Below are 20,620 nucleotides of genomic sequence, written 5' to 3' on the forward strand. Positions count from 1 at the left end.
GTGTCCAATTTTCGCTACCGCACCAGCAATTCCCTCACCAAATTAGCCAAACGTTCTGTACTGTCTCTCACTGCTAATTGAGAAGCTGCTTGAGACATTTTTTCCAAATAATCGGAATCTCTTAACAAATACAGCACCTTGCTTTGCAACACATCTGCTGTCAGTTCGCTTTGACGGAATACCACGGCGGCGCCAGATGCGGCAAATACTTCCGCATTAAATCTTTGGTGGTCGTCAGCGGCGTGAGGAAAAGGAATTAAAATAGAAGGTACTCCCGTTACTGCTAATTCTGTCAGAGCACTCGCGCCCGATCGACTAATTGCTAAATTTGCTCGCTGCAACAAACTCGCCACATTGTCGTAAAATGGCATCGACAAATATTGCTCGTGTTTCAAACTCTCAGCATCGGGGTCATTATTTCCGGTAAGGTGAACCACCCAAGCACCCGCATCAAACCAAGCCGGAGCACACTCGCGCACTAACTGATTGACTGCGACAGCACCTTGAGAGCCGCCCATGACTAAAATTACAGGTACACTGTCAGGAATTGGCAAATTTAGAGGTTGGCGGGCGAGGAATTGCGATCGCACCGGCGTACCAGCAACCACAGTTTTGGCGCGGGGTAAATGCTGGGCTGCTGCTTCAAATCCGATCGCCACAGCAGTGCACAAAGGACTAAACCAGCGCGTCACCTTCCCCGGAATGGCATTAGATTCGTGGAGAATCACCGGCAAACCCAAAGAACGAGCCGCTAGAATTGCCGGTGCTGCGATGTAACCGCCGGTAGTAAAGACTCCCTGAAAATTTCCCGCTTTGAGCAACTTCCGCACATGAAGGATCGAGCCGACGAGTCCGCCCAAAATTCGCACTGTACCGAGTCCAAATCGCTGCTGAAAGCCTTCAACGGCGATCGTGTGGAGGGGGTAAAGGGATGAAACTAACTCGGTTTCCATGCGGTCTGGGACTCCCAGCCATTCGATCTGACAGTCGTTCAACTGACTAGCGGTGGCGATCGCGGGAAATAAATGTCCACCAGTGCCGCTAGCTGCAACCAACAACCGGAGGGGGGCTTTTGTCAAGGTTTTTGTTTCTTTTACAAGTACAAGTTCCACAGGTCAATCGATTTTATATTTGAGGTTTTAGATTATTATGCTTATTATTCCGGCAGTTTCAGCCAATTTTCAATCAGCAATCTAAAATTAGATTGTGCCGTGTCCGTCCTTCAGTTGTCAGTTTTCGTTGCAGGCGAACAGTTGCCCAAGCTACGACCCCTGACAAATAACCAAATTATCACCTAATGCGTAATTTTTTGAATTTAGTGCCAAGTGCATCTCAGTATTTTTCCGGCCGTCGGGACGAAAAAGCCGATCCGGCGATCGTTTTTGGCTTTAACTGCGGGCAGTCGATCGCTCAAATGTTGTTATGTTTAACAGTGGTAAGTGCTGGCGTGCTGCATCAAGGTGCGGCAAGAGCGATCGGTGCGATCGCGGCGACTCCCCAAACGATCGCCCAAACAAGAGCAAATGCGCCTGCCCCACTCACAAAAGTGCTAACAGAAATTGACGCAGCGGCCAACCGGCGCGATGTCAAAGCAGTCATGGCATTTTACAGCCCGAATTTCACTCATTCTGACGGCTTAAACAGCCGCATCATGGAAAAAGCCCTCACCCAACTCTGGGAGCGATATCCGAGTTTAAATTACCGCACCGAGATCAAATCTTGGAAAACCGAAGGTAGCGCGATTCTTGCAGAAACCATAACTACAATTGCCGGCACTCAAAAAAAGGATGGCAGAGAATTAACTCTCAAAGCTACCATCCGTTCCCAGCAGCGCTTTGAAGGTGAAAAAATAGTTAGTCAAGAGATTTTAGCAGAACAAACTCAGCTTAGTTCTGGCAATAATCCTCCCACAATTGAAGTAAATTTGCCGGAGCAAGTTAAGGTAGGCGAAGATTACTATTTTGATGCCATTGTGCGAGAGCCGATCGGCGATGATATTTTAATAGGGACTGTTTTGGAGGAACCCATTACCGAAAAAACCTTTTTTAATCCCTCAGAAGTCGAGCTAGAGTTGCTAAATTCTGGGGGAATTTTTAAAGTAGGTAAAGCTCCGGCTACGCCCGAAAATCGGTGGGTTTCAGCAGTTTTGATGCGACAAGGTGGAATTGCAACAGTTAGTGTGCGATTGCGGGTTGTCAAGTAATAAAATAGGTGTTATGGGTTATTTGAGTAATTTCTGTAGTGGCGGTTTAAGTAAAATCTCTAATACAAATGAGAGAACCCGGTAAACCTGCCCCTACAAGAATTATGGTTAATTGACCCGACTTAATCTTATACCCACTAAAAACTACGTTTTTTCCTCTTCTTTCCTCTCTCTGCGCCCTCTGCGCCCTCTGCGGTTAATACATCTTCCTTCTTATTAAAAATGATTTCTATCCAAAACCAAATTGTTTTCATTACAGGTGCCAGTAGCGGTATCGGAGCAGCCTGTGCCAAGATATTCGCCAAAGGTGGAGCCAAACTAATTTTAGCAGCCCGCCGTCTTGAAAAGCTCGATCGACTGGCAAACGAACTTGTAGAAACAAAATCCATCGCATCGGCGAACGAGATTTATTTGCTAGAATTGGACGTGCGCGATCGCCCGCAAGTCGAATCGGCGATAGCGGCGCTTCCCGATGCCTGGAAAAACATCGATATTCTGATTAACAATGCCGGATTGAGCCGTGGTTTAGACAAACTGCACGAAGGCAACTTTCAAGATTGGGAAGAAATGATTGATACCAATGTTAAAGGGTTGCTTTACATGACTCGTGCGATCGTGCCGGGAATGGTAAGCCGAGGCCGCGGCCACGTAGTGAATATCGGGTCAATAGCAGGCCGCCAAGCTTATCCGAAAGGCAATGTTTATTGCGCTTCCAAAGCAGCAGTGAGAGCTATTTCTGAAGGGTTAAAACAAGACCTTTTGGGAACACCAGTGCGGGTGACGGAAATAGAGCCTGGTTTGGTGGAAACAGAATTTAGTAATGTCCGGTTTCACGGCGATGCAGAAAAAGCCAAAAATGTCTATCAAGGATTGACACCGCTGACTGCGGACGATGTAGCCGATGTCGTGTATTTTTGCGCGACGCGATCGCCCCACGTCAATATTAGCGAAGTCTTGCTAGTTCCGACAGACCAAGCTAGTGCAACTCTGGTTCACCGAAAAGAGTTGTGAGTTGTGAGTTTTGATACCAAATCCTACTTAAATATCCCCTTTATTTCTTAGTCCCTATATGCTCAGACTTCGTTTCTGTAGGAAAGGTTCCCACCGCTGAGTGTTATGAGGGATTTCTCAGCATGATTGGGTATGAAGTGTGAATTCAACAGTTCTGGATAGTTAAATCTTTTCCGGTTGACTCAATTTTTTTTAAGTATATAAAAATCAAACAAATAATTGGCATTTTTTGAGTAATTTCACATAGAACTATTCCGGACATCAGGATTGTAGCTAGTAAATCTCACCAGAGAGATAAACCTCTGGATAGATATCCCCCCATTTGAGATGACAGGCTATGTCCCAAGTAACAAATTCCACCCCACCCCTAAGCGTTGAACAGAACGCTCTTGGGGGTCTAATTATCCAAGGCTCGCCGGATTTACCAAACAGAATTAACGGCGACATCGGTTCCGATCAAATCAATCTAGGCTCTGGCAATGACGAAGTTGCCGGTTTAGGTGGCGAAGACATCATTTTGGGTTTCGGCGGCGATGACGTTTTGAGAGGCGGCGATGGAAATGATGTTGTAAACGCTGGAGAAGGCAACGATTCTGTGTTCGGCGGAGAAGGCATCGATACCATGTTCGGCGGCAAAGGTGATGATGTAGTCGATGGTGGTGCTGGCAATGATGTTCTCTCGGCCAACCAAGGAGCAGATACTATTAGTGGCGGAGAAGGCATCGATACCGTGTTCGGCGGCAAAGGCGATGATGTCGTCGATGGCGGCATCGGCGATGACGCTGTTTTTGGCGACATAGGCAATGACACCGTAAGTGGTGGCAGTGGCAATGACTTCGCAAGTGGTGGCGAAGGCAATGATGTCGTCAGCGGTGGCGAAGGCAATGATGGTGTGTACGGCGGTAAAGGTGAGGATGTAGTTGATGGCGGTCCTGGAGATGACCTGGTAAGTGGCAATCAGGGAAATGACACTATAACAGGTGGTGAGGGCAATAATTCCTTGTACGGCGGTAAAGGCAATGACTTGCTATTAGGCGGTACTGGTAACGATATTATTTCTGGCAACAGAGGAAATGACACCCTCACAGGTGGTGCCGGGGCGGATACATTCCGTTTCGAGTTTGTCGGGGCAGATAATATGGATACGCTGACCGATTTTAATCCTACAGAAGATAAAATTCAGCTTGACCAAGCTGTGTTTAATGCTTTGATACCGGGCAATCTAACTGGCAACCAATTTATTACCGACCCCAATTTCAATCCCAACACTCCTGGGGCAGCGGGCGCGGCTAATGTCATCTACAACCCGGTTGACGGTTCGCTGTACTACCGCAATCAAAACGGTCAAATATCGATCGTCGCTCAAGTAGGTAATAACCTGAATCTGGGGTCGAATAACTTTGAAATCATTTAAAGTTTATCCCGATTGAGGGTGGATCTATCATTAATATAATTTAAACATTAGCGGCTGGCGAAAAACTCACCAAAAAAATAAGTGAGCGGGCTTCACCAATCAGAAAATTGGTTAATGACTTGAGTGCCTGATGTCAGTTAGGGCTAGCGACGGTTGCAATTTACCTTTTAAAATTACTAATTTAATTAAGTATGCTCAGCACCCAAGGGAGAGAACAAAATTCCAATTTAGTAGAAGCTTTTGCCAAAATGGGTTTGCTGTGCGAGCAGGCGGGAAAGATAGAAGATGCTGCTTTTCACTACCAGCAGGCACTGGCTCTCGGAAAAAACAGCCTCGAATTGCAGCACAATTTGGGTAGAGTTCTGCAACAGCAGGGGGATTTTACAGGAGCGATCGGCAGCTACCGACAGGCACTGGCTGTCAACCCAGATGACGTTCAAGCTCACTACAATATAGGCGTTGCCGTTCACCAGCAAGGAAGGATAGAAGCAGGGATTTACAGTTACCAGCAAGCGATATCTTGCTGGAAAAAAAGCTCTCAACCAGCTCTTTTATCCTACGCGGTAAATGCCTACAGCAATTGGGGCTGCCTTCTGGTGCAGGAGGGCAAAGTTGACGAAGCAATTGTGGTTTTTCAAGCGGGAATAGCTGTGGCGCCCGATGATGCTGCTCTGTACAATAATTTAGGTATTGCTCAGTTACAACTGGGGAAGCCAGAGGAAGCGATCGCCCTTTGCCGCCGCGCGATCGAGTTGCAGCCAGAATTAGTCATGGCCCGTTACAATTTGGGCAAAGCATTCCAAAGATTGGGGCTGCATACTTTTGCAATAGAATGTTTTGAGTTGGTAATTAGCAAAGATCCCGATCTGGTTTCGGCATACAGCGATCGGGCCGTTTCTTTGATGGCACAAGGCAATTTAGCTGAGGCAATGCTATGTTGGCAAAAGGCTATTGCCCTGCAAAGCGAGTTTGTTGATGGTTTTTGCCGCCAAGTAGAGATGCGGTTGACTTCCGTACAAGAACTTAATGAACTCGATCGCTCTCAAATAGCCTGTGTGCGATTTCTGAAGCAACTTCAAGGAAAGGACGGCTCTGGTTACGCCATTTCTAGTCTTGCTAACAATCCGCTTCATCTTTCATCATTGCTTATCGATTTAGCAGAGACTTACTTCCATTTGGGAAACGCCTTATTCGAGTACGGCGGGTACGAACAAGCAGAAAGCTATTACCAAAAAGCTTTACAAATTCAACCTAAGAATGCGGATATTTACTTGCGGCTGGCTCATTGCTTGAGTCAGCAAAAACGATTTTCGGCAGCGATTGTAGTTTACCACATGGTGCGGGCAATTGCGGGCGATCGCTCGGATGTTTCCGAACAGTTGCAGGCTGTATTGAAAAAACAGCAGGAGTTGATTCATTCTCCCTCAGCCCGCCAAGGGTTGAAACCCCTGGTTAATAGAGAAAGTCCACTAAAGTGGGCTAAAGAACGGTTTTTTAGTCCTCTTAAACAGAAGCGGATTCATTCTCCCTCAGCCCGCCAGGGGTTGAAACCCCTGGCTAATAGCGAAAGTCCACTAAAGTGGACTAAAGAGTGGGATTTTAGTCCTCTTCAGAGGACTTCAGCTATGAGACAGGGAATTCATTCCCTGTCGGAGTGCGACTCTGACTCTCACTTGGGAAGCATGAAACACCCCTCCACTGTTAACGGCAATAAAAATCCCAAATCGGAATGTCAGGGCTTAGATTGTCAGCGGTGTCTCAAGCGGATTTTCAGACAGTTTGAGCCTGTGCATTTAGGTAATGGCGTATATTCTTGTACTCAGCAGGGAGAGACTGCTGTTGAGTCGCCGGAAACATTTGTGACTTCACTCCCAAACGGGCGGGCTTGGATTGTACCGCAGAAAAATTCTTGGATGATTTGCAATGCTATTGCTATTATCGATTCTGGCGATCGGCTTTTACCCGAACTTTCCCGCGAATATCCGGGTGAGTTGCCGGGATGCGAAAATAAACATTCTACTCAGCACAGGTTTCTGAATTTAAAACCGGAAGAATTGCCACCTTTAGAAAAGATAGACGGTACGGTGGCGGTATTGGCTGGACTTTCGGGAAATGTCTATTTTCACTGGATGGTGGATATTTTGCCCCGGATTGAAGTTCTGCAGCGTTGGGGGATAAATCTGGAAGAGATAGATTGGTTTTTGGTTAATAGCTGCCAGCAGCCTTTTCAGCGAGAAACCCTGAAAGCATTAGGAATTCCTGAATATAAAATTATAGAGAGCGATCGCCATCCTTACATTCAAGCCAAACAATTAATTGTTCCCTCTTTTCCTGGATATCTGGGCTGGCTGTCGCCGCAGGGGCTTGAGTTTTTGAGGCGGGTTTTTTTAAATGAAAAATTTAAACAACTCTGTAGTGCAAACATCTTTCTCGCTAGAGGTACACAGGTAAGCGAGCAAGACGATCGCAAATATATTTATCCAGAACGCATCTATATCAGCCGCAGCCAATCCAGCTACCGACGAGTAATCAATGAAGAACAGGTTATACAATTTTTAAGGGGATTTGGTTTTGTTTCAGTGCTACTAGAAACTATGAGTGTGGAGGAGCAAATAGCATTATTTTCTCGCGCCCAAGCTATCGTAGCGCCTCACGGTAGCGGTCTGACAAATATTATCTTTTGTGGTTCAGAAACAAAAGTAATTGAGCTAGTCTCTCCCAATTATATCAGGCACTACTATTGGGCGATATCTCAGCAGGTAAATCTAGAACATTATTATGTAATAGGAGAGAGCTTTAATTGTGGCCAAATTCGACATTTAATGTATCAAAATCCATTGACGGAAGATATTTTAGTCAATTTGAACTCTCTCAAAAAAATGCTGGAAGAGACCAATCTATTTAGTTCAAAAAATTCCCTAGATTTAAGATTTCTGGAAAACCCTAAAAATCCTACAGCAATTATGAACCAAGAATCAGCAGATTATTTCCAAAAACGGGCAGAATTTTATTTAGAACAAGGTAAGTTAAGCGATGCTGTAGCGGCTTGCGAGCAAGCCCTGAAGCAGAAACCAGATTTTGCACCAGCTTACAAAACGTTGGGCAAGATTAGTCAAGTACAAGGTAATTTAACTAAGGCAAAGCATTGGTACGTGAAAGCTCTGGAAATTCAGCCGGATTTTGCAGAAGTTTATACTAATCTTGCTACTCTGTACACCCAAGAGAAAAATTGGGAGCGGGCTTTAATGTGTTATCAAAAAGCAAATTCCGCTCAGGTAGAAGATACAAAAACTAATAGCATTCAAGGTGTTTTAGCCTTCAACCCTGGCGATATTGAAGTCTACATTCAAGGTGCAGAAGCGTTTTATGCTCAAAGGAAATTTGAGCAGGCGGCGGCGGCTTGCCAGCGAGTTATCCAAGTTAAACCAGATGCTAGGGCTTATAAAATTTGGGGTAATGCTAGGCAAGCTCAAGGCAAGGTAGAGGAGGCGAAAAATTGCTATGCTAAGGCGATTGAACTCGATCCTGATTTTGCTGAAGCTTATACTAATTTGGGGACGCTTTATGCTCAGGAACAGCAGTGGCAATCTGCGATCGCATTTTACCAAAAAGCGATCGCCCTTCAGCCGAATTTAGCATCAACTTACCGAAATTTAGCTCGGGTGTGGGCGCAAATGGGTCAGCTATCGGAGGCTGACGAGTGCTGGTTTAAAGCGTATTCTCTAGAACCTGCCAAGGCTACTCCTGAAGAACACATTCATCTGGGCGATAATTTTTTGAGGCAGAATCAGGTAACGCAGGCTATACGCTGCTACTGCCATGCTATCGAGTTAAACCCCAATTCAAACGAAGCTTACCAACAGTTAGGAAATGCTCTCAAAGCTCAAAAAAAGGTGCAGGAAGAAGTTGCTAGTTATCGAAAGATAATTGAACGTCCTGCTAACATTTTTGGGGATTTGTTCAAGACAGTAGTTGTGAGTTTTAATCCCAAATCTGAGTCACCTCAGAATCCCCAAACATCTAGTTTGCCGGCTAATGTTGCAGCTAACTCCTTGCAACTCGATTCCACAATCTCTGCTGAAAAACCTCGCGTACAGTTGCAGCAACAGGCAACAATTCCGGCTGTACCGCAACAGTTAAATACGATCGCCCTTGCGGAAAATTCTGCACCTGCCGCTCAAAACTCGGCTGAGGTTTTGTCGCCTGTGACAGTTGTTGATAGCGGTTTTACGGCGGATTTTCGGCAACCAGAAACGGCTGATGACTGCATTCAGCGGGCGGGATCTTATTGCGCTCAAAAACAGTTCGATCTGGCTATTGCTGAGTGCAAGCGAGCTCTTGAAATCCAACCAGATGCGGTGGCTGCTTACAAACTGTGGGGCAAGATTTTGCAAGTGCAAGGGAATATAGAAGAGGCGATCGAGTGCTATAAAAAAGCCGTCCAAATTAAGTCTAACGATGCAGATATTTACGTAAATCTTGGCACATTGTATGCTATGGCAAAACAGCTATCGCCGGCAATTGCTTGCTACCAAAAAGCGATTGCTATCCAACCGAATTTAGCACCAGCTTACCGGAATTTGGCTAGGGTGTGGACGCAGCAGGGCAAACAGGAAGAGGCGAACGAGTGCTGGTACGAAGCTTATTCTTTGGAACCGGAAAAGGTATCGCCAGATCAGCATTTTAAATTGGGCAACCTTTTGTTTAAGCAAAATCAAATTACTTATGCGATCGCCTGTTACCGCCGCGCGATCGAGTTAAATCCGAATTTAACTGCGGCTTACCAAAATCTGGCGACAGCGTTAAAAAAGCAAGGCAAGTTAGATGAAGCTGCTGTCTGTTTGGAGAAAGTGGCAGCACTTAACGGCAACGCTTCGGTATCTGGCAGTAAAGCAGCAGATACTTTTGCCCATGCGACGCGGGTAAAGGGCGATCGCAACAGTCACCAACCTGCTGCCGCTGTGGAAGCTGGGGATGCGATCGCTTCTGGGGCACTAGCAAACAATCTGAATAACGGTCATTCAAAATCCGCCGAAAGTCTAACATTATCCGCACTCGATAGCGGTAATAGTAACAGCGGCAAACCTGTAGCGATCGTCAATTCTGTCAGTGCAGAAACATACATCAAACAGGCAGAATCTTATTACGCGCAGGGGAAATTTGAAGAAGCGATCGCGGAGTGCAAGCGAGCTATTGAAATCCAACCGGATGCAGCATTTGCCTACAAGATTGCGGGGAATGCTACCCAAGCTATGGGCAAAGCAGAGGCCGCGAGGTATTGGTACGTTCAAGCCCTGGAAATCGAGCCGGATTTTGCTGAAGTTCGCGCGAATTTAGGCAGCCTTTACGCTCAGCAGAAACAGTGGCAAAAGTCAATTGCTTGTTACCAAGAAGCAATTAAAATTAAACCTAATTTAGCATCGGCTTACCGGAATTTAGCGAGGGTATTTGTGCAGTCCGGTCAGCCGCAAGCAGGGGCAGAATGCTGGTATGAAGCTCTCACTCTCGATATCAATTGGGCAAAGCCTGATGAACACTTTACTCTGGGCAATACTTTGTTAGAACTGGGTCAGTTGGAGCGGGCTATTTCGTGTTACCGGCGGGCGATTCAGTTGCAGCCGAGTTATGCGGATGCTTATCACAATTTAGGGGAGGTTTTGAGCGTTATGGGACAGTGCGAAGAGGCGATCGCGGCTTACCGACAAGCGATCGATCTGAACCCAAATTTCGATGCACCTCATTACGGTTTGGGGAAAGCTTGGGCAAGTCTAGATAGGCGCGAAGAGGCGATCGCCTGTTATCGGAGAGCGATCGAGTTAAATCCCAATTTGGTTCAAGCTTATCAAAGTTTGGGGGATGTTTTGGACAGTTGGGGTCAGTTGGATGAGGCGATCGGATGTTATGAAAAAACTATTGAGTTGAAACCGGATATCTGGGAAGTTCACCACAAATTAGGGGATGCTTTGCAAGAAAAAGGCGAGATTGATGAGGCGATCGAGGCTTACAACCGCGCCATTGAACTAAGCAAAGTTTAGAAATTTTCCGGATACCTCGCTAGGTAGATGAAAAATAAATTCAACTGCGTTAACCGTCTCAAATTACAACAGGTACAGGGTATGAGTAACCAATCCAAGATCATTGCATTTCCAGCCAATAATCATTCAAATTTATCCGACTTACACCAAAATAGTGAACTTTTACCTCCTCAATTAGTGAGCTTAAAAAAGGTTGACTCCGAATCTGGGGAACCGGATAGGAAGCGAGAAAAGCATTCTTACGGGAGTGTGGGAGCTAATTTCAATGCTGCTAAACCTCACTACAGCTTAGGGAAAGCTTTGGCTAAAAAGGGGGAGTGCGAGAAAGCTATTTATTCCTACCGTAAAGCTTTAGAGATCGACTCTAATTCAGCAGAAATTTATCAGAGTTTAGGGGATACTCTTGTTAAAACTGGTGAGTTGGATGAAGCAGTAATAGTTTATCAGAAAGCTATCGAACTTCAGCCTAGTTTGTGGAAAGTTCACCACAATTTAGGGGATATTTGGCAAGGACAAGGAAGGTTAGATGAGGCGGTTGCTGCATATCGTCTGGCTATTAAGTTGAATCCTGATTTTTGTTGGTCGCACAACAATTTAGGGGATGTTTTGATTAAGCAGGAGAAATGGGAAGAGGCGGCGGTGGCTTATGGACGTGCGATCGAGCTAAATCCCGACTTCCATTGGTCTCACTATAATTTGGGCGAGGCTTTGGTGGAGTTGGAGAGGTGGGAGGAGGCGATCGGGGCTTATCGAAGGGCGATCGAGTTGAAGGCAGATTTGCCGTTGGTTAATGAAAAACTGGGAGAGGCACTGCAAAAGCAAAGTCAGTTTTATGCACGGGAAGCGATAAAGCGGTATCGTCAGGCGATTGAGGAAAATCCTAACGATGTAGAACTTTACCATAAGGCACTGGAAGTCGATCTCCGCGATGCAGAACTCTATATGGGTTTAGGTAACGCTTTAGCGTTACGCGGACAAATAGATGAGGCGATCGCCTTTTATCGGATCGGACTGCAAGTTAAACCTGATGAATATCGCATTAATTGGCAATTAAAGAATGTCTTGGCTCAGAAAGATCGAGCATTTACACATTCTCTCGAAGTCCTGAAATACCTGAGTCTGAAACGTCCTGAACCAATTGTCCTCAAGACCAGCGTTAATCCTGTCATCTCGATTATTATTCCCGTATATAACCAAATACTCTACACTTTTAATTGCCTGCGATCGCTCGCCCATACAATGGATGGTTCCCTCCCATTCGAGGTAATTGTCATCGATGACTGTTCCAAAGATGATACGCAGCAAGTGTTCGAGATGGTCTCAGGAATTGTGACAGCTAGAAATCCTGAAAATCTTGGATTTATTGGATCTTGCAATAGGGGAGCATCGCTAGCTAAAGGTGAGTATTTAGTATTTTTAAATAACGATACAGTTGTCCTGCCAAACTGTTTCATCGAACTGATAGAAACCTTCAAAATAGTACCTGATGCTGGCTTAGTTGGTGCCAAGTTAATTTATCCTGACGGTCAACTTCAAGAAGCAGGCGGGATTATTTGGCAGGATGCTTCTGCTTGGAATTACGGTCGATGTGACGATCCCAATAAACTAGAATATTGTTACTTGCGGGAAGTAGATTACTGTTCAGGTGCTTGTATCATGCTGCCCAAGCAGCTATTTGAGCAGCTAGGCGGTTTTGATAGCTATTATAAGCCAGCCTATTGTGAAGATACCGACTTAGCATTTCAAGTAAAGCAAGCTGGTTATAAAGTTTTATATCAGCCTTTAGCTCAAGTCGTTCATTTTGAGGGTGTTTCGTCAGGCAGAGATACTAAAAAAGGTGTGAAAAAGTATCAAGTTATCAATCAACAAAAGTTCCGCGAAAGGTGGCAAACCATCTTGAGGAAACATCGTCCCAATGGATTAAACCCTTATTTCGAGAAAGAAAGAAATGTGCGGCAGCGGATTTTAGTCATAGATGCTTGTCCTTTAACGCCAGACCAAGATTCAGGCTCGATAACAGCCGTCAATCATTTAAAGATATTTCAATCGCTGTCTTATAAAGTCACCTTCGCACCTGATAACTTATTGTACGACCCCAAGTACACGGCAGATTTACAGCGATTTGGAGTCGAGTGTTTGTACGCTCCCTATGTTACTTCTCTCAAAGAGCATTTAAAAACTCACGGTCATCTTTACAATCTTGTTTATTTGACGCGAGCAGAAGTAGCCTTTAAATACATTGACGAGGTTAAAAACTTTTGCCCCCAAGCAAAGGTAATTTACGACACTGTAGATTTGCACTACGTGCGAGAGCAAAGACAAGCGCAAATCCAAAACAGTGCTGAACTTGCAGCCCGAGCTGAGAAGACAAAATTTAGAGAACTATCAGTGGCTGCAAAGGCCGATTTTACCCTTGTAGTAACAGAAAAAGAGAGAGATGTCTTACTTCAAGAAAATTCCCAGCTTAAAGTTATCACGTACCCAAGTTCTCGCGATATTTATGGTTCTGCTAGGGGGTTTGCAGAAAGAAAAGACATTTTATTTATTGGAGGGTTTCGGCATACACCCAATGTTGATGCCATGCTTTATTTTACTTCAGATATTTTCCCATTGATTAAGCGGAAACTCAAGGGTATCAATCTGTATATAATAGGTGGTGAGCCACCAGAGACAATTAGGAATCTTGCATCTAATGACATAATTGTAACTGGTCACTTACCCGACATTTCTGAGCATTTTAATCACTGTAAGCTATCTGTTGCTCCTTTAAGATATGGGGCTGGAATTAAGGGCAAAATATTGAGTAGCATGAGTTATGGAGTGCCAGTTGTAGCCACATCAATCGCGAGTGAAGGGATGCAGCTTCGCCACCAATTTGAGGTCGCGATCGCAGATATTCCCCATGAATTTGCTGAGATGGTTGTTATGCTTTACAACAATCAATCTTTGTGGGATGAGCTATCAACTAATTCGACAAATTTTGTCAAGACGCGCTATTCTTTGGATGCAGCAAAACAAAGTTTCAAAGAAATGCTAACCAGTTGAATTTAGTAAAAACAATCGAGGCAGACACCTATCATACTCTCACCGCACCGACATTGAAGTCCCATACCTTACATTAAGAAACCTGAAATGAGTGCCCAGTAATCATTTCAGGTTTTTTTCCTAATTTACAATCCTTAAATTTGCTTGAATATCTGGGGAATTTGAATTGGAAGTTTTTTCCAGCTAGACAGTCCAGATTGCCTTGGTTAGGCATCTTTTGTATTTTGTCCGGAGCTGGAGCCTCAGCTTAATTGTGAATGAAAGCTGACATAATTTAATTAAATCGGCAAAAACACTTCCTGTTAGCCGATCGCCATCGGGTATCGATCGGTATTCTCGAAACTTGACACCTGAAACAGAGCCATTCTTGGCATTAAATAGAGAGTGACTTTGATATACTCCCCGCCCTTTTAGGGCGAGGATTCTTAACGGTTCAGTGAGATGCGCTTGACTGGTGATTTGTGTTCTATTCGGTCGATCTCCATCCAATCATCTTGTCTCAAGTAGTGACCGCCGCACGCGCATTTTCATTTCTATTTTTGAAGTAGCTTTGCCACTCTTATTGGTATCTCTGGGTGTTTTCCCAATTCAGCTACATAAAGCAAGTGCATTGTTCCAAACCACTCTAACGCAACCAAACAATCGCAGATCAACTGCGTTGGGGGTCGGTTGTGAGGTAGAAACGGTAGGGGTATCTTACTTTGATGGATTGCTGAAAATTACATACTCTATTATACTATATTGACAGAAGCTTTCAGGACAATCTACAAACATCACTTGAAATCCTCCTGCAAAGTTAATTTTTATGCCTTCCAGGGAAATAATTTTGTAAACCAACAACAGAAAGTAACTTCAACAAATTTGAGGAATCCACTAAAAAATCTTCGGCACCTAAAGCAGAAAATTTATTGTCAGATGCAGATAACGAAGCTGTTTCTCGGTAACGCTTTCCAATCAAATAGTAATGTTCCAATGAGCATTGATTGCATAATGTCCAATAGCACTCATTGATGTAGGATGGAGAGAAAAGTTCAATAATTTGAGTCCCCGGCTGACAAAAGATAATGTTTGTAAGACCAGAACCATGAGGACTAACAACAATTTGGGCACTAGCCATCAATTGAGCCTGCTCTGTGACTGACATAGCCTCTAGAAATACAAGCTTAAAACCATAGTTTGAAAGGATATCCATTACCTCGCTCTCGTTGATAATTCTGCGACCGCGAGCTTTTTGCCGACTAATGTAAATTCGCTCTTTGGGAGCATAATTACTTTGTGCTAGAAAAGTGCGTTTGAGAAAATCAATAACCCAAGAGCTTCCACGACATCCACTAGGTAGTGATGGCACAAATAGTTCACTTGCTGTAATATGCGGATAATTGAAAGTATCTACTATCTTTTCTTGCGGAATCCCCAAGCGGTTAAGACTTTCATAACAGAACTTCGTATCGGGTTGATAAAAAAGAAATCGATCTATCTCATTAAGTTCAATTCCTGAAAGCCTTAGAAGTTGCAATCTGGGAAAAACTTCAAGCATCCAATGGTAATAACATCGACTGCCTAAACGCGAAGATAAAAAGGCTACCTTCCCGAAAAAGCTATGGATGTCAGGCAAGCGCTTGGAGATTGAGATTAAGTTGGAAAAACCTGTAGATACTTCGGGAATTAATATATTGCGAGATGTTAAAATGGCACTTGTCCAAAAATCAGAGTAAGCTCGTCCATTCAGGAGCTTTATAACATAGGATTCTTTTACATAGGATTCTTGTGACAAAAATTTAGATTGAATGTGATTTTCAACTGTTTTAGAAGGAGCAAGAGCGACTATTTCGCTCTCAAAAACTTGAGTTATTTGAATATTATCTTTTGTGTTTTTCTCGGAAATATATGCCGATAAACTATCCTCCTCTTTTAACAAATATTTCTGTATCAAATCAAAGGGAATACTCCCCGAACTAATAGAAATCGCCGCATCTTGAAGTCCTAACGCTTTGCATATCTCGGCTAACCCTCTCTTTGCTTGTATGAAGCTTGGATTAATTTCTAAGGTTTGTAATGCTAAAGACATGGCATCTTCATATTGACCTAGCTGAAACCTTACTAAAGCAAGTTTATAACGGCACTGATATGAATCAGGTGCGATCTTCACCATTGACTCATAAAATAACACTGCTAAATCAAGCCTATTACTCTGAATTAAAAACTCTCCTGGACTCAGATATAAAATTGGGTTAGATGCAACTGAATTAAGGTGGATGGCTTGCTCGTAATAATCAAAAGCTTTTTGTTTGTATCCTTGACTGTAAGATAAATCCCCCAGCTTAAATACAATCAATGATCGGCGAAATTCATCGTTATACTCGATTGCTTTTTCGTAAGCTTCAATAGCTTGATCGTACTTTTTTAAATCAACAAAAATATCAGCTAACCGAGAGAATACTACCCCTTTTAATGCTAAAGGAAAAGAATCTACAGCAAGAGCATTTTTGTAGTTTTCGATGGTTTCCTTAAGCAAACCTTGCTTTGTATAAGCTTCTGCAATTCGCATATAGAACAATCCATTGATTCGAGTTTTACTAAAGTATATTGCTTTTTGATAAGAGGCTATCGCTTCCGCAATTTTTTCTTGAAGCATTAGCACGTTAGCGAGATCGAAATGCACCCAATTGTAATCATGTTTTAGATTAAGTGCTTGTGTAAAAGATTCAATTGCGGCATCAAATCTTCCTCGATCGCGCATACTCAGCCCTAATTCATAGTAATCTTTTGCAGATTCTTTTTTGTCAGTTGCATCACTCATACAAAACTCCAAAATGATTGACCATTCAAATTGCTACTCAATTAGTAATAGCATGAGCGGGCATAAATAAACGTATAGCCTGACAAGCCAATTTCCTCGCTGTAAAGGGCTTCTAGCCTTTGGTCTTATTCGTTTAATTCTGCCCGCCTACTTACCTGATGACTGGGAGAATTACGATAAATTCTCTAAGCTCCTTTTGCATACAGAGCATCTCCCCAATCTTTGCCATTAATAGCAAGGTTTTTCAGCTTAAAACCGTAGAGCTTCAAAAGACTATCAATTTGCTCGTGAGTACAGCCTCCATCATATAAAGGGTATTCACTAACCTCGCTGTAGACATAGCGAACGCGCTTTAGCAATTGATGAGCGCCTTGAAGAACTTTTAGTTCAGCACCTTGAGTATCCATAACCAGTAGATCGAATTGAGACTCAGCAAAACTCTCTTCTAGAATACTATCTAGTGTTCTAGTCAAAATTTTGAAAGAGTTTACATAGCAGATACCTGGATAAGACTTTTGCATAGATGCTCCTAGGGGAAGCATACTAGAAGCCAATCCTCCCAGGTTAGCTATGTTAAAAACCACTTCATTGTTACTCACATCCGAGCAACAGTGTCGGACAGCATAATGAGATTTATCAGCAGAAATTCGCTGGCAAAGCTTTTCGTAAACAGTCGGAATAGGTTCTATCCATAAAACTATATTAGGATTTGCAGCCTGGTAAGCCTCAAACTCTTGACCTTCATTTGCCCCTACATGAATAATCCCTTTAGGAAGGGGGTATCCCAACTTTTTCTCGATATACCACAATGGAAATGACATTCAGATTACTCCTCCATACTAACAGTTACTGACAGTTACTAACAGTTGCTAACAGTTACTAACAGTTTTATTTAAAAGCCGATTCAAGTGTCCGTAAGGAACTCGCTCTATTTTGGAATGCTCGGAATAAGGTCTGATTTCATAGCAACCTTCCTGCATATCCATACACATTAACGCAACATTGGGAAAGTAAATTCGATACCCTTCATAGCTATTCACCAATGCTGCATGACGCTGCCACCCTTGCTTGGGGCGACCGTGAAAAATTTTGACTAACCCTTGTGCAGTCTGAGGTAAGCCGAGGCGAAAGTTATACTCAGTTGCCAAAATCATTGGTCGAATGTTTGATAAGTCTAAAACTTCACAAAACACAGTCTGGTCGCTGTAATACCGATTGTAGAAATTGTTAGGAGGAACTTTTTTGATGTAAGTCAATTCCCAATTATCAAGAAAAGAATTTACAATTTCTGTATTTTTATAACACAGAATACCTGTATTCAAAGCAGTAGAAAATAAGTGTTGCCTTGTATATCCTTCTAAGAATTTTTCTGAGGACATAAACGGTACTGATGCTTTTTGCGGCGCGATCGCCACAGCTATATCGTATTGATGTAAAGAGGAAAAAACTTCCCAGACAGAGGAAGCAATATAGGTATCTGAATCCACAAACATGGTGAATTGGAATGGACTCATTCTCATGCCTCTAATTTTGTTAAGATAACCGTGATATCCGGGATGAATATCGGTTTTAAGTGAGGACATTGGGAGGATGCGGTCGAATATTTCGAGCGGCTTGCCTGCAAAATTTTTAGCAGAAGAATCATCAGTGACGATAACAATTTGTGCTTCAGGCATGGCAGTTTTGAGTGAATTTGCAGAGTCGATGGACTCCTGCATATATTTCTGCCCAAAAGCAACATATAGAAAGCCAAAGTCACTGATATTTTGAACTTTTTTTAACTGCATATCGAATCAACCTCCAAAGTTAAATTACTTGCGAAACATCTCTCTAGATTGTCAAGGTGTGAGAGAAGTATGTGCAATAAAATCAGAAATTTCTTGCTGATGTGTATCATAAAACTCAAAAAAAGAACTTACGACCTCTCTTTGTGTAAACACTTGTTTTTCGATGCGGTAATCCAAATTTGAACCAAAAGATAAACCTAGAATTTTAACCGCAGAAGGATAGATCGAAAAAGAAGTCTGCGCCAGAACATCAAAGTTTCTAAATAGTTCAAAAAAAATTTTTCCCCGCTGAATTCCCAGTAGATCGAATATAGAATTGAGAATATATTCTAAAACTACGGCGCTGGGATGATTGAATGTATGAAATAATTTCTTGATTCTGAAGTTCTCCTGAATAAATGCGGATATCTTGACTTCAAGGTTTTTTTCCCTGGCTGCCAAGTTACGCAGAGTGGCACTCAAGTTTTCTTGTAAGTATTCAGCGCTATAAAATGCCTCTCCCCCTATCTCCTCGATCGTCATATCGATACTCTTTCCCTTCGCATAAAGCTTCAAGATATTCAAGTCATGATACGGAAATGGCTTACTAAGAACTATATTATTCTTGTTCTTTAAATATGTAATCTCTGGATTGTACGTAGTAAAGTATGCTACCGGAAAAGAAATAGTTTGGCAGCTTGACTTGAGTTGACTCTTGATGTAGTTAGTTGATAGTTGATGAATACCTTTGTAGTTGTCTGAAACAGGTTGGTGTATGAAAAGCTCAATCTCAGCAATTGTTTTTTCTAAGGGAGCGACATCCCCCTGAGTCAGCAAATGAACAGGCTTAATCTCTATCACTTCATAAAATGATGTGAAATTCGGATGCTTTGAGAGAAAGCTTCTTAGCGCCATCGCCTGACAGTTTCCGTATACCAAACACTTTTTCATTTTAAGCAAGTCCTACAAAGTTTTTCTGATCTATAACGGTTCTCACCAACATGAGGTGCACCTGATTCTTTGAATTTAAGGATTGAAGAGCCTTTCTCTGTACCTCACCTACCTCAGAAAGGCTATATGTCTAAAGTATCTGAAGTTTCGATCGAGCAGCTTGGATGCTTCTTAGTGTCTAGTTGGTTTGAATTCATACCAGATACTTCCTCCTCCTGTACCATACTTATTTCCCATCAATTATTGGGCTTTATTTAGCAAAAAATTAGGTAATAAACACTTGACAGTAAAACTTGGAGGTGGGGATTATATAACATATTTAATCCGGGTTTGAAAGTCGTCTTGAGTTAACATTTGTTGAGGCTCTTTTTCTGTTTTGGTAGTAGATTTTGGTTGAATAGCGCTCTAAATTTATGCTTGAAGATTTGCCTTCAACATAGAACTAACAACTTGATAAAGAGCGTTATCCAACTGATTCATTTCTTCCAAACGAGCGACCAAATCTTCTCCTAAATCTTTTACCAGCTTGTTCCGAATCTCCTCATCAGAAGCTACCCCCTTCGAGCTGATATTTAAAGAAACAGGTGCCAGAGCGATCGCCGCATCTTCAAAAGATTTTTGCAAACAGGTTTGGGCGATCGCCAACGTTTCATTATACTGTTCTACTGTCCCCACGATCGCCGCTGATTTCAAATTCTCGATCGCCAACTTCAAATCCGCTTCAGTAGGAGAATACTTCGGCTTCATCAGTTCTGTTCTCGAACAATAGTAGGTTTGATAATTGCAGAAAACGATCGGAGAGGTTTCTAAACGCCAAAGCACAAATCCTTTAAAATCTAACTCTTTCGCCTTAATTGCACCCGCTGTTTCCGCTTTCTGCTTGTGCTCAAAATTATAGATAGATCGAATGCGAGAGAGGGGTTTTCTAATCAGAACCGAAGAAATTGTTTGAAAATCTTCCCCTTGTGGAGTCGGCATAGCTATGTGATGACCCGAAATTGCCTTCACTTGAGGATTTGCTTGGATCGCTTCTTCCAAAATTGCTGGGGAAACTAGCTGACCCCCCGGAAGGTCGTACTCCATAAACTGTTTTCCAAATGCTTGGTTCAGTGCATAGTTAAACGAAGTTCCCGCGTTTTTGAAAATGTGATGGTGAATTAAAATACTTCGCTTCATAATATTAACATCCTTTTCTTCTTAATGAGCATATGACTTAACGCACGAGCCGACAAATCTGAAATTGCTATCGAGTTAACTCGATTCACAATGTATTATACAGATAGAATGATAATTCAACAGCACAAAAAAACTGAAAAGCTGTAAATTCAATACCTTTACGGGGTTCCGATCTGTTTTTTGATGTGATTGAGTATTTTTAGTTAGAGCAATATTTTT

The 20,620-nt window shown here is 42.9% G+C and carries 11 protein-coding genes; 5 read left to right on the forward strand and 6 right to left on the reverse strand.

Translation table 11 applies throughout. The features are described 5' to 3' along the window. Nucleotides 1-14: 14 nt before the first annotated feature. Nucleotides 15-1,112, reverse strand: a complete 1,098-nt coding sequence (murG, locus tag QUB16_RS14215) for an undecaprenyldiphospho-muramoylpentapeptide beta-N-acetylglucosaminyltransferase (RefSeq protein ID WP_445251125.1) — start codon at nt 1,110-1,112, stop codon at nt 15-17. 185 nt (nt 1,113-1,297) lie between these two features. Here murG and QUB16_RS14220 point away from each other — a divergent pair, with 185 nt between their 5' ends. From QUB16_RS14220 to QUB16_RS14240, 5 genes are all read left to right on the forward strand, one after another. Continuing rightward, nucleotides 1,298-2,203 (forward strand): nuclear transport factor 2 family protein, encoded by a 906-nt coding sequence (locus QUB16_RS14220; RefSeq protein ID WP_333316956.1) that lies wholly within the window; start codon nt 1,298-1,300, stop codon nt 2,201-2,203. A gap of 222 nt (nt 2,204-2,425) precedes the next feature. Then, nucleotides 2,426-3,214, forward strand: coding sequence for an SDR family oxidoreductase (locus QUB16_RS14225; RefSeq protein ID WP_333316958.1), 789 nt, complete (start codon nt 2,426-2,428; stop codon nt 3,212-3,214). A gap of 337 nt (nt 3,215-3,551) precedes the next feature. Beyond that, entirely contained in the window at nt 3,552-4,628 is a 1,077-nt protein-coding gene (locus QUB16_RS14230; RefSeq protein WP_333316960.1) for a calcium-binding protein, read from the forward strand. 191 nt (nt 4,629-4,819) lie between these two features. Further along, on the forward strand, nt 4,820-10,663 hold the full coding sequence (locus QUB16_RS14235; RefSeq protein WP_333316962.1) for a tetratricopeptide repeat protein: 5,844 nt from the start codon (nt 4,820-4,822) through the stop codon (nt 10,661-10,663). An 81-nt stretch (nt 10,664-10,744) separates the two neighbouring features. After that, nucleotides 10,745-13,708 carry a tetratricopeptide repeat protein gene (locus tag QUB16_RS14240; RefSeq protein ID WP_333316964.1) on the forward strand — a complete coding sequence of 988 codons (2,964 nt, stop codon included), beginning with the start codon at nt 10,745-10,747 and terminating at the stop codon, nt 13,706-13,708. Between the two features lie 796 nt (nt 13,709-14,504). Here the strand turns inward: QUB16_RS14240 and QUB16_RS14245 are convergent. The 5 genes from QUB16_RS14245 to QUB16_RS14265 form a co-directional block, all read right to left on the reverse strand. Continuing rightward, nucleotides 14,505-16,508, reverse strand: coding sequence for a glycosyltransferase 61 family protein (locus tag QUB16_RS14245; RefSeq protein ID WP_333316966.1), 2,004 nt, complete (start codon nt 16,506-16,508; stop codon nt 14,505-14,507). Between the two features lie 185 nt (nt 16,509-16,693). Beyond that, nucleotides 16,694-17,329 (reverse strand): FkbM family methyltransferase, encoded by a 636-nt coding sequence (locus QUB16_RS14250; RefSeq protein WP_333316968.1) that lies wholly within the window; start codon nt 17,327-17,329, stop codon nt 16,694-16,696. Nucleotides 17,330-17,377: 48 nt separating this feature from the next. Then, the gene (locus tag QUB16_RS14255) at nt 17,378-18,295 is read right to left on the reverse strand and encodes a hypothetical protein (RefSeq protein ID WP_333316970.1); all 918 of its coding nucleotides are present in this window, start codon (nt 18,293-18,295) and stop codon (nt 17,378-17,380) included. A 51-nt stretch (nt 18,296-18,346) separates the two neighbouring features. Beyond that, nucleotides 18,347-19,225, reverse strand: coding sequence for a WcbI family polysaccharide biosynthesis putative acetyltransferase (locus tag QUB16_RS14260; protein WP_333316971.1), 879 nt, complete (start codon nt 19,223-19,225; stop codon nt 18,347-18,349). A gap of 411 nt (nt 19,226-19,636) precedes the next feature. Continuing rightward, complete coding sequence (locus tag QUB16_RS14265; RefSeq protein ID WP_333316973.1) at nt 19,637-20,401, reverse strand: sulfotransferase family 2 domain-containing protein; 765 nt, start codon at nt 20,399-20,401, stop codon at nt 19,637-19,639. Nucleotides 20,402-20,620: the final 219 nt, after the last annotated feature.

It is taken from the genome of Microcoleus sp. D3_18a_C4, from assembly GCF_036702415.1.
Lineage (GTDB): Bacteria > Cyanobacteriota > Cyanobacteriia > Cyanobacteriales > Microcoleaceae > Microcoleus.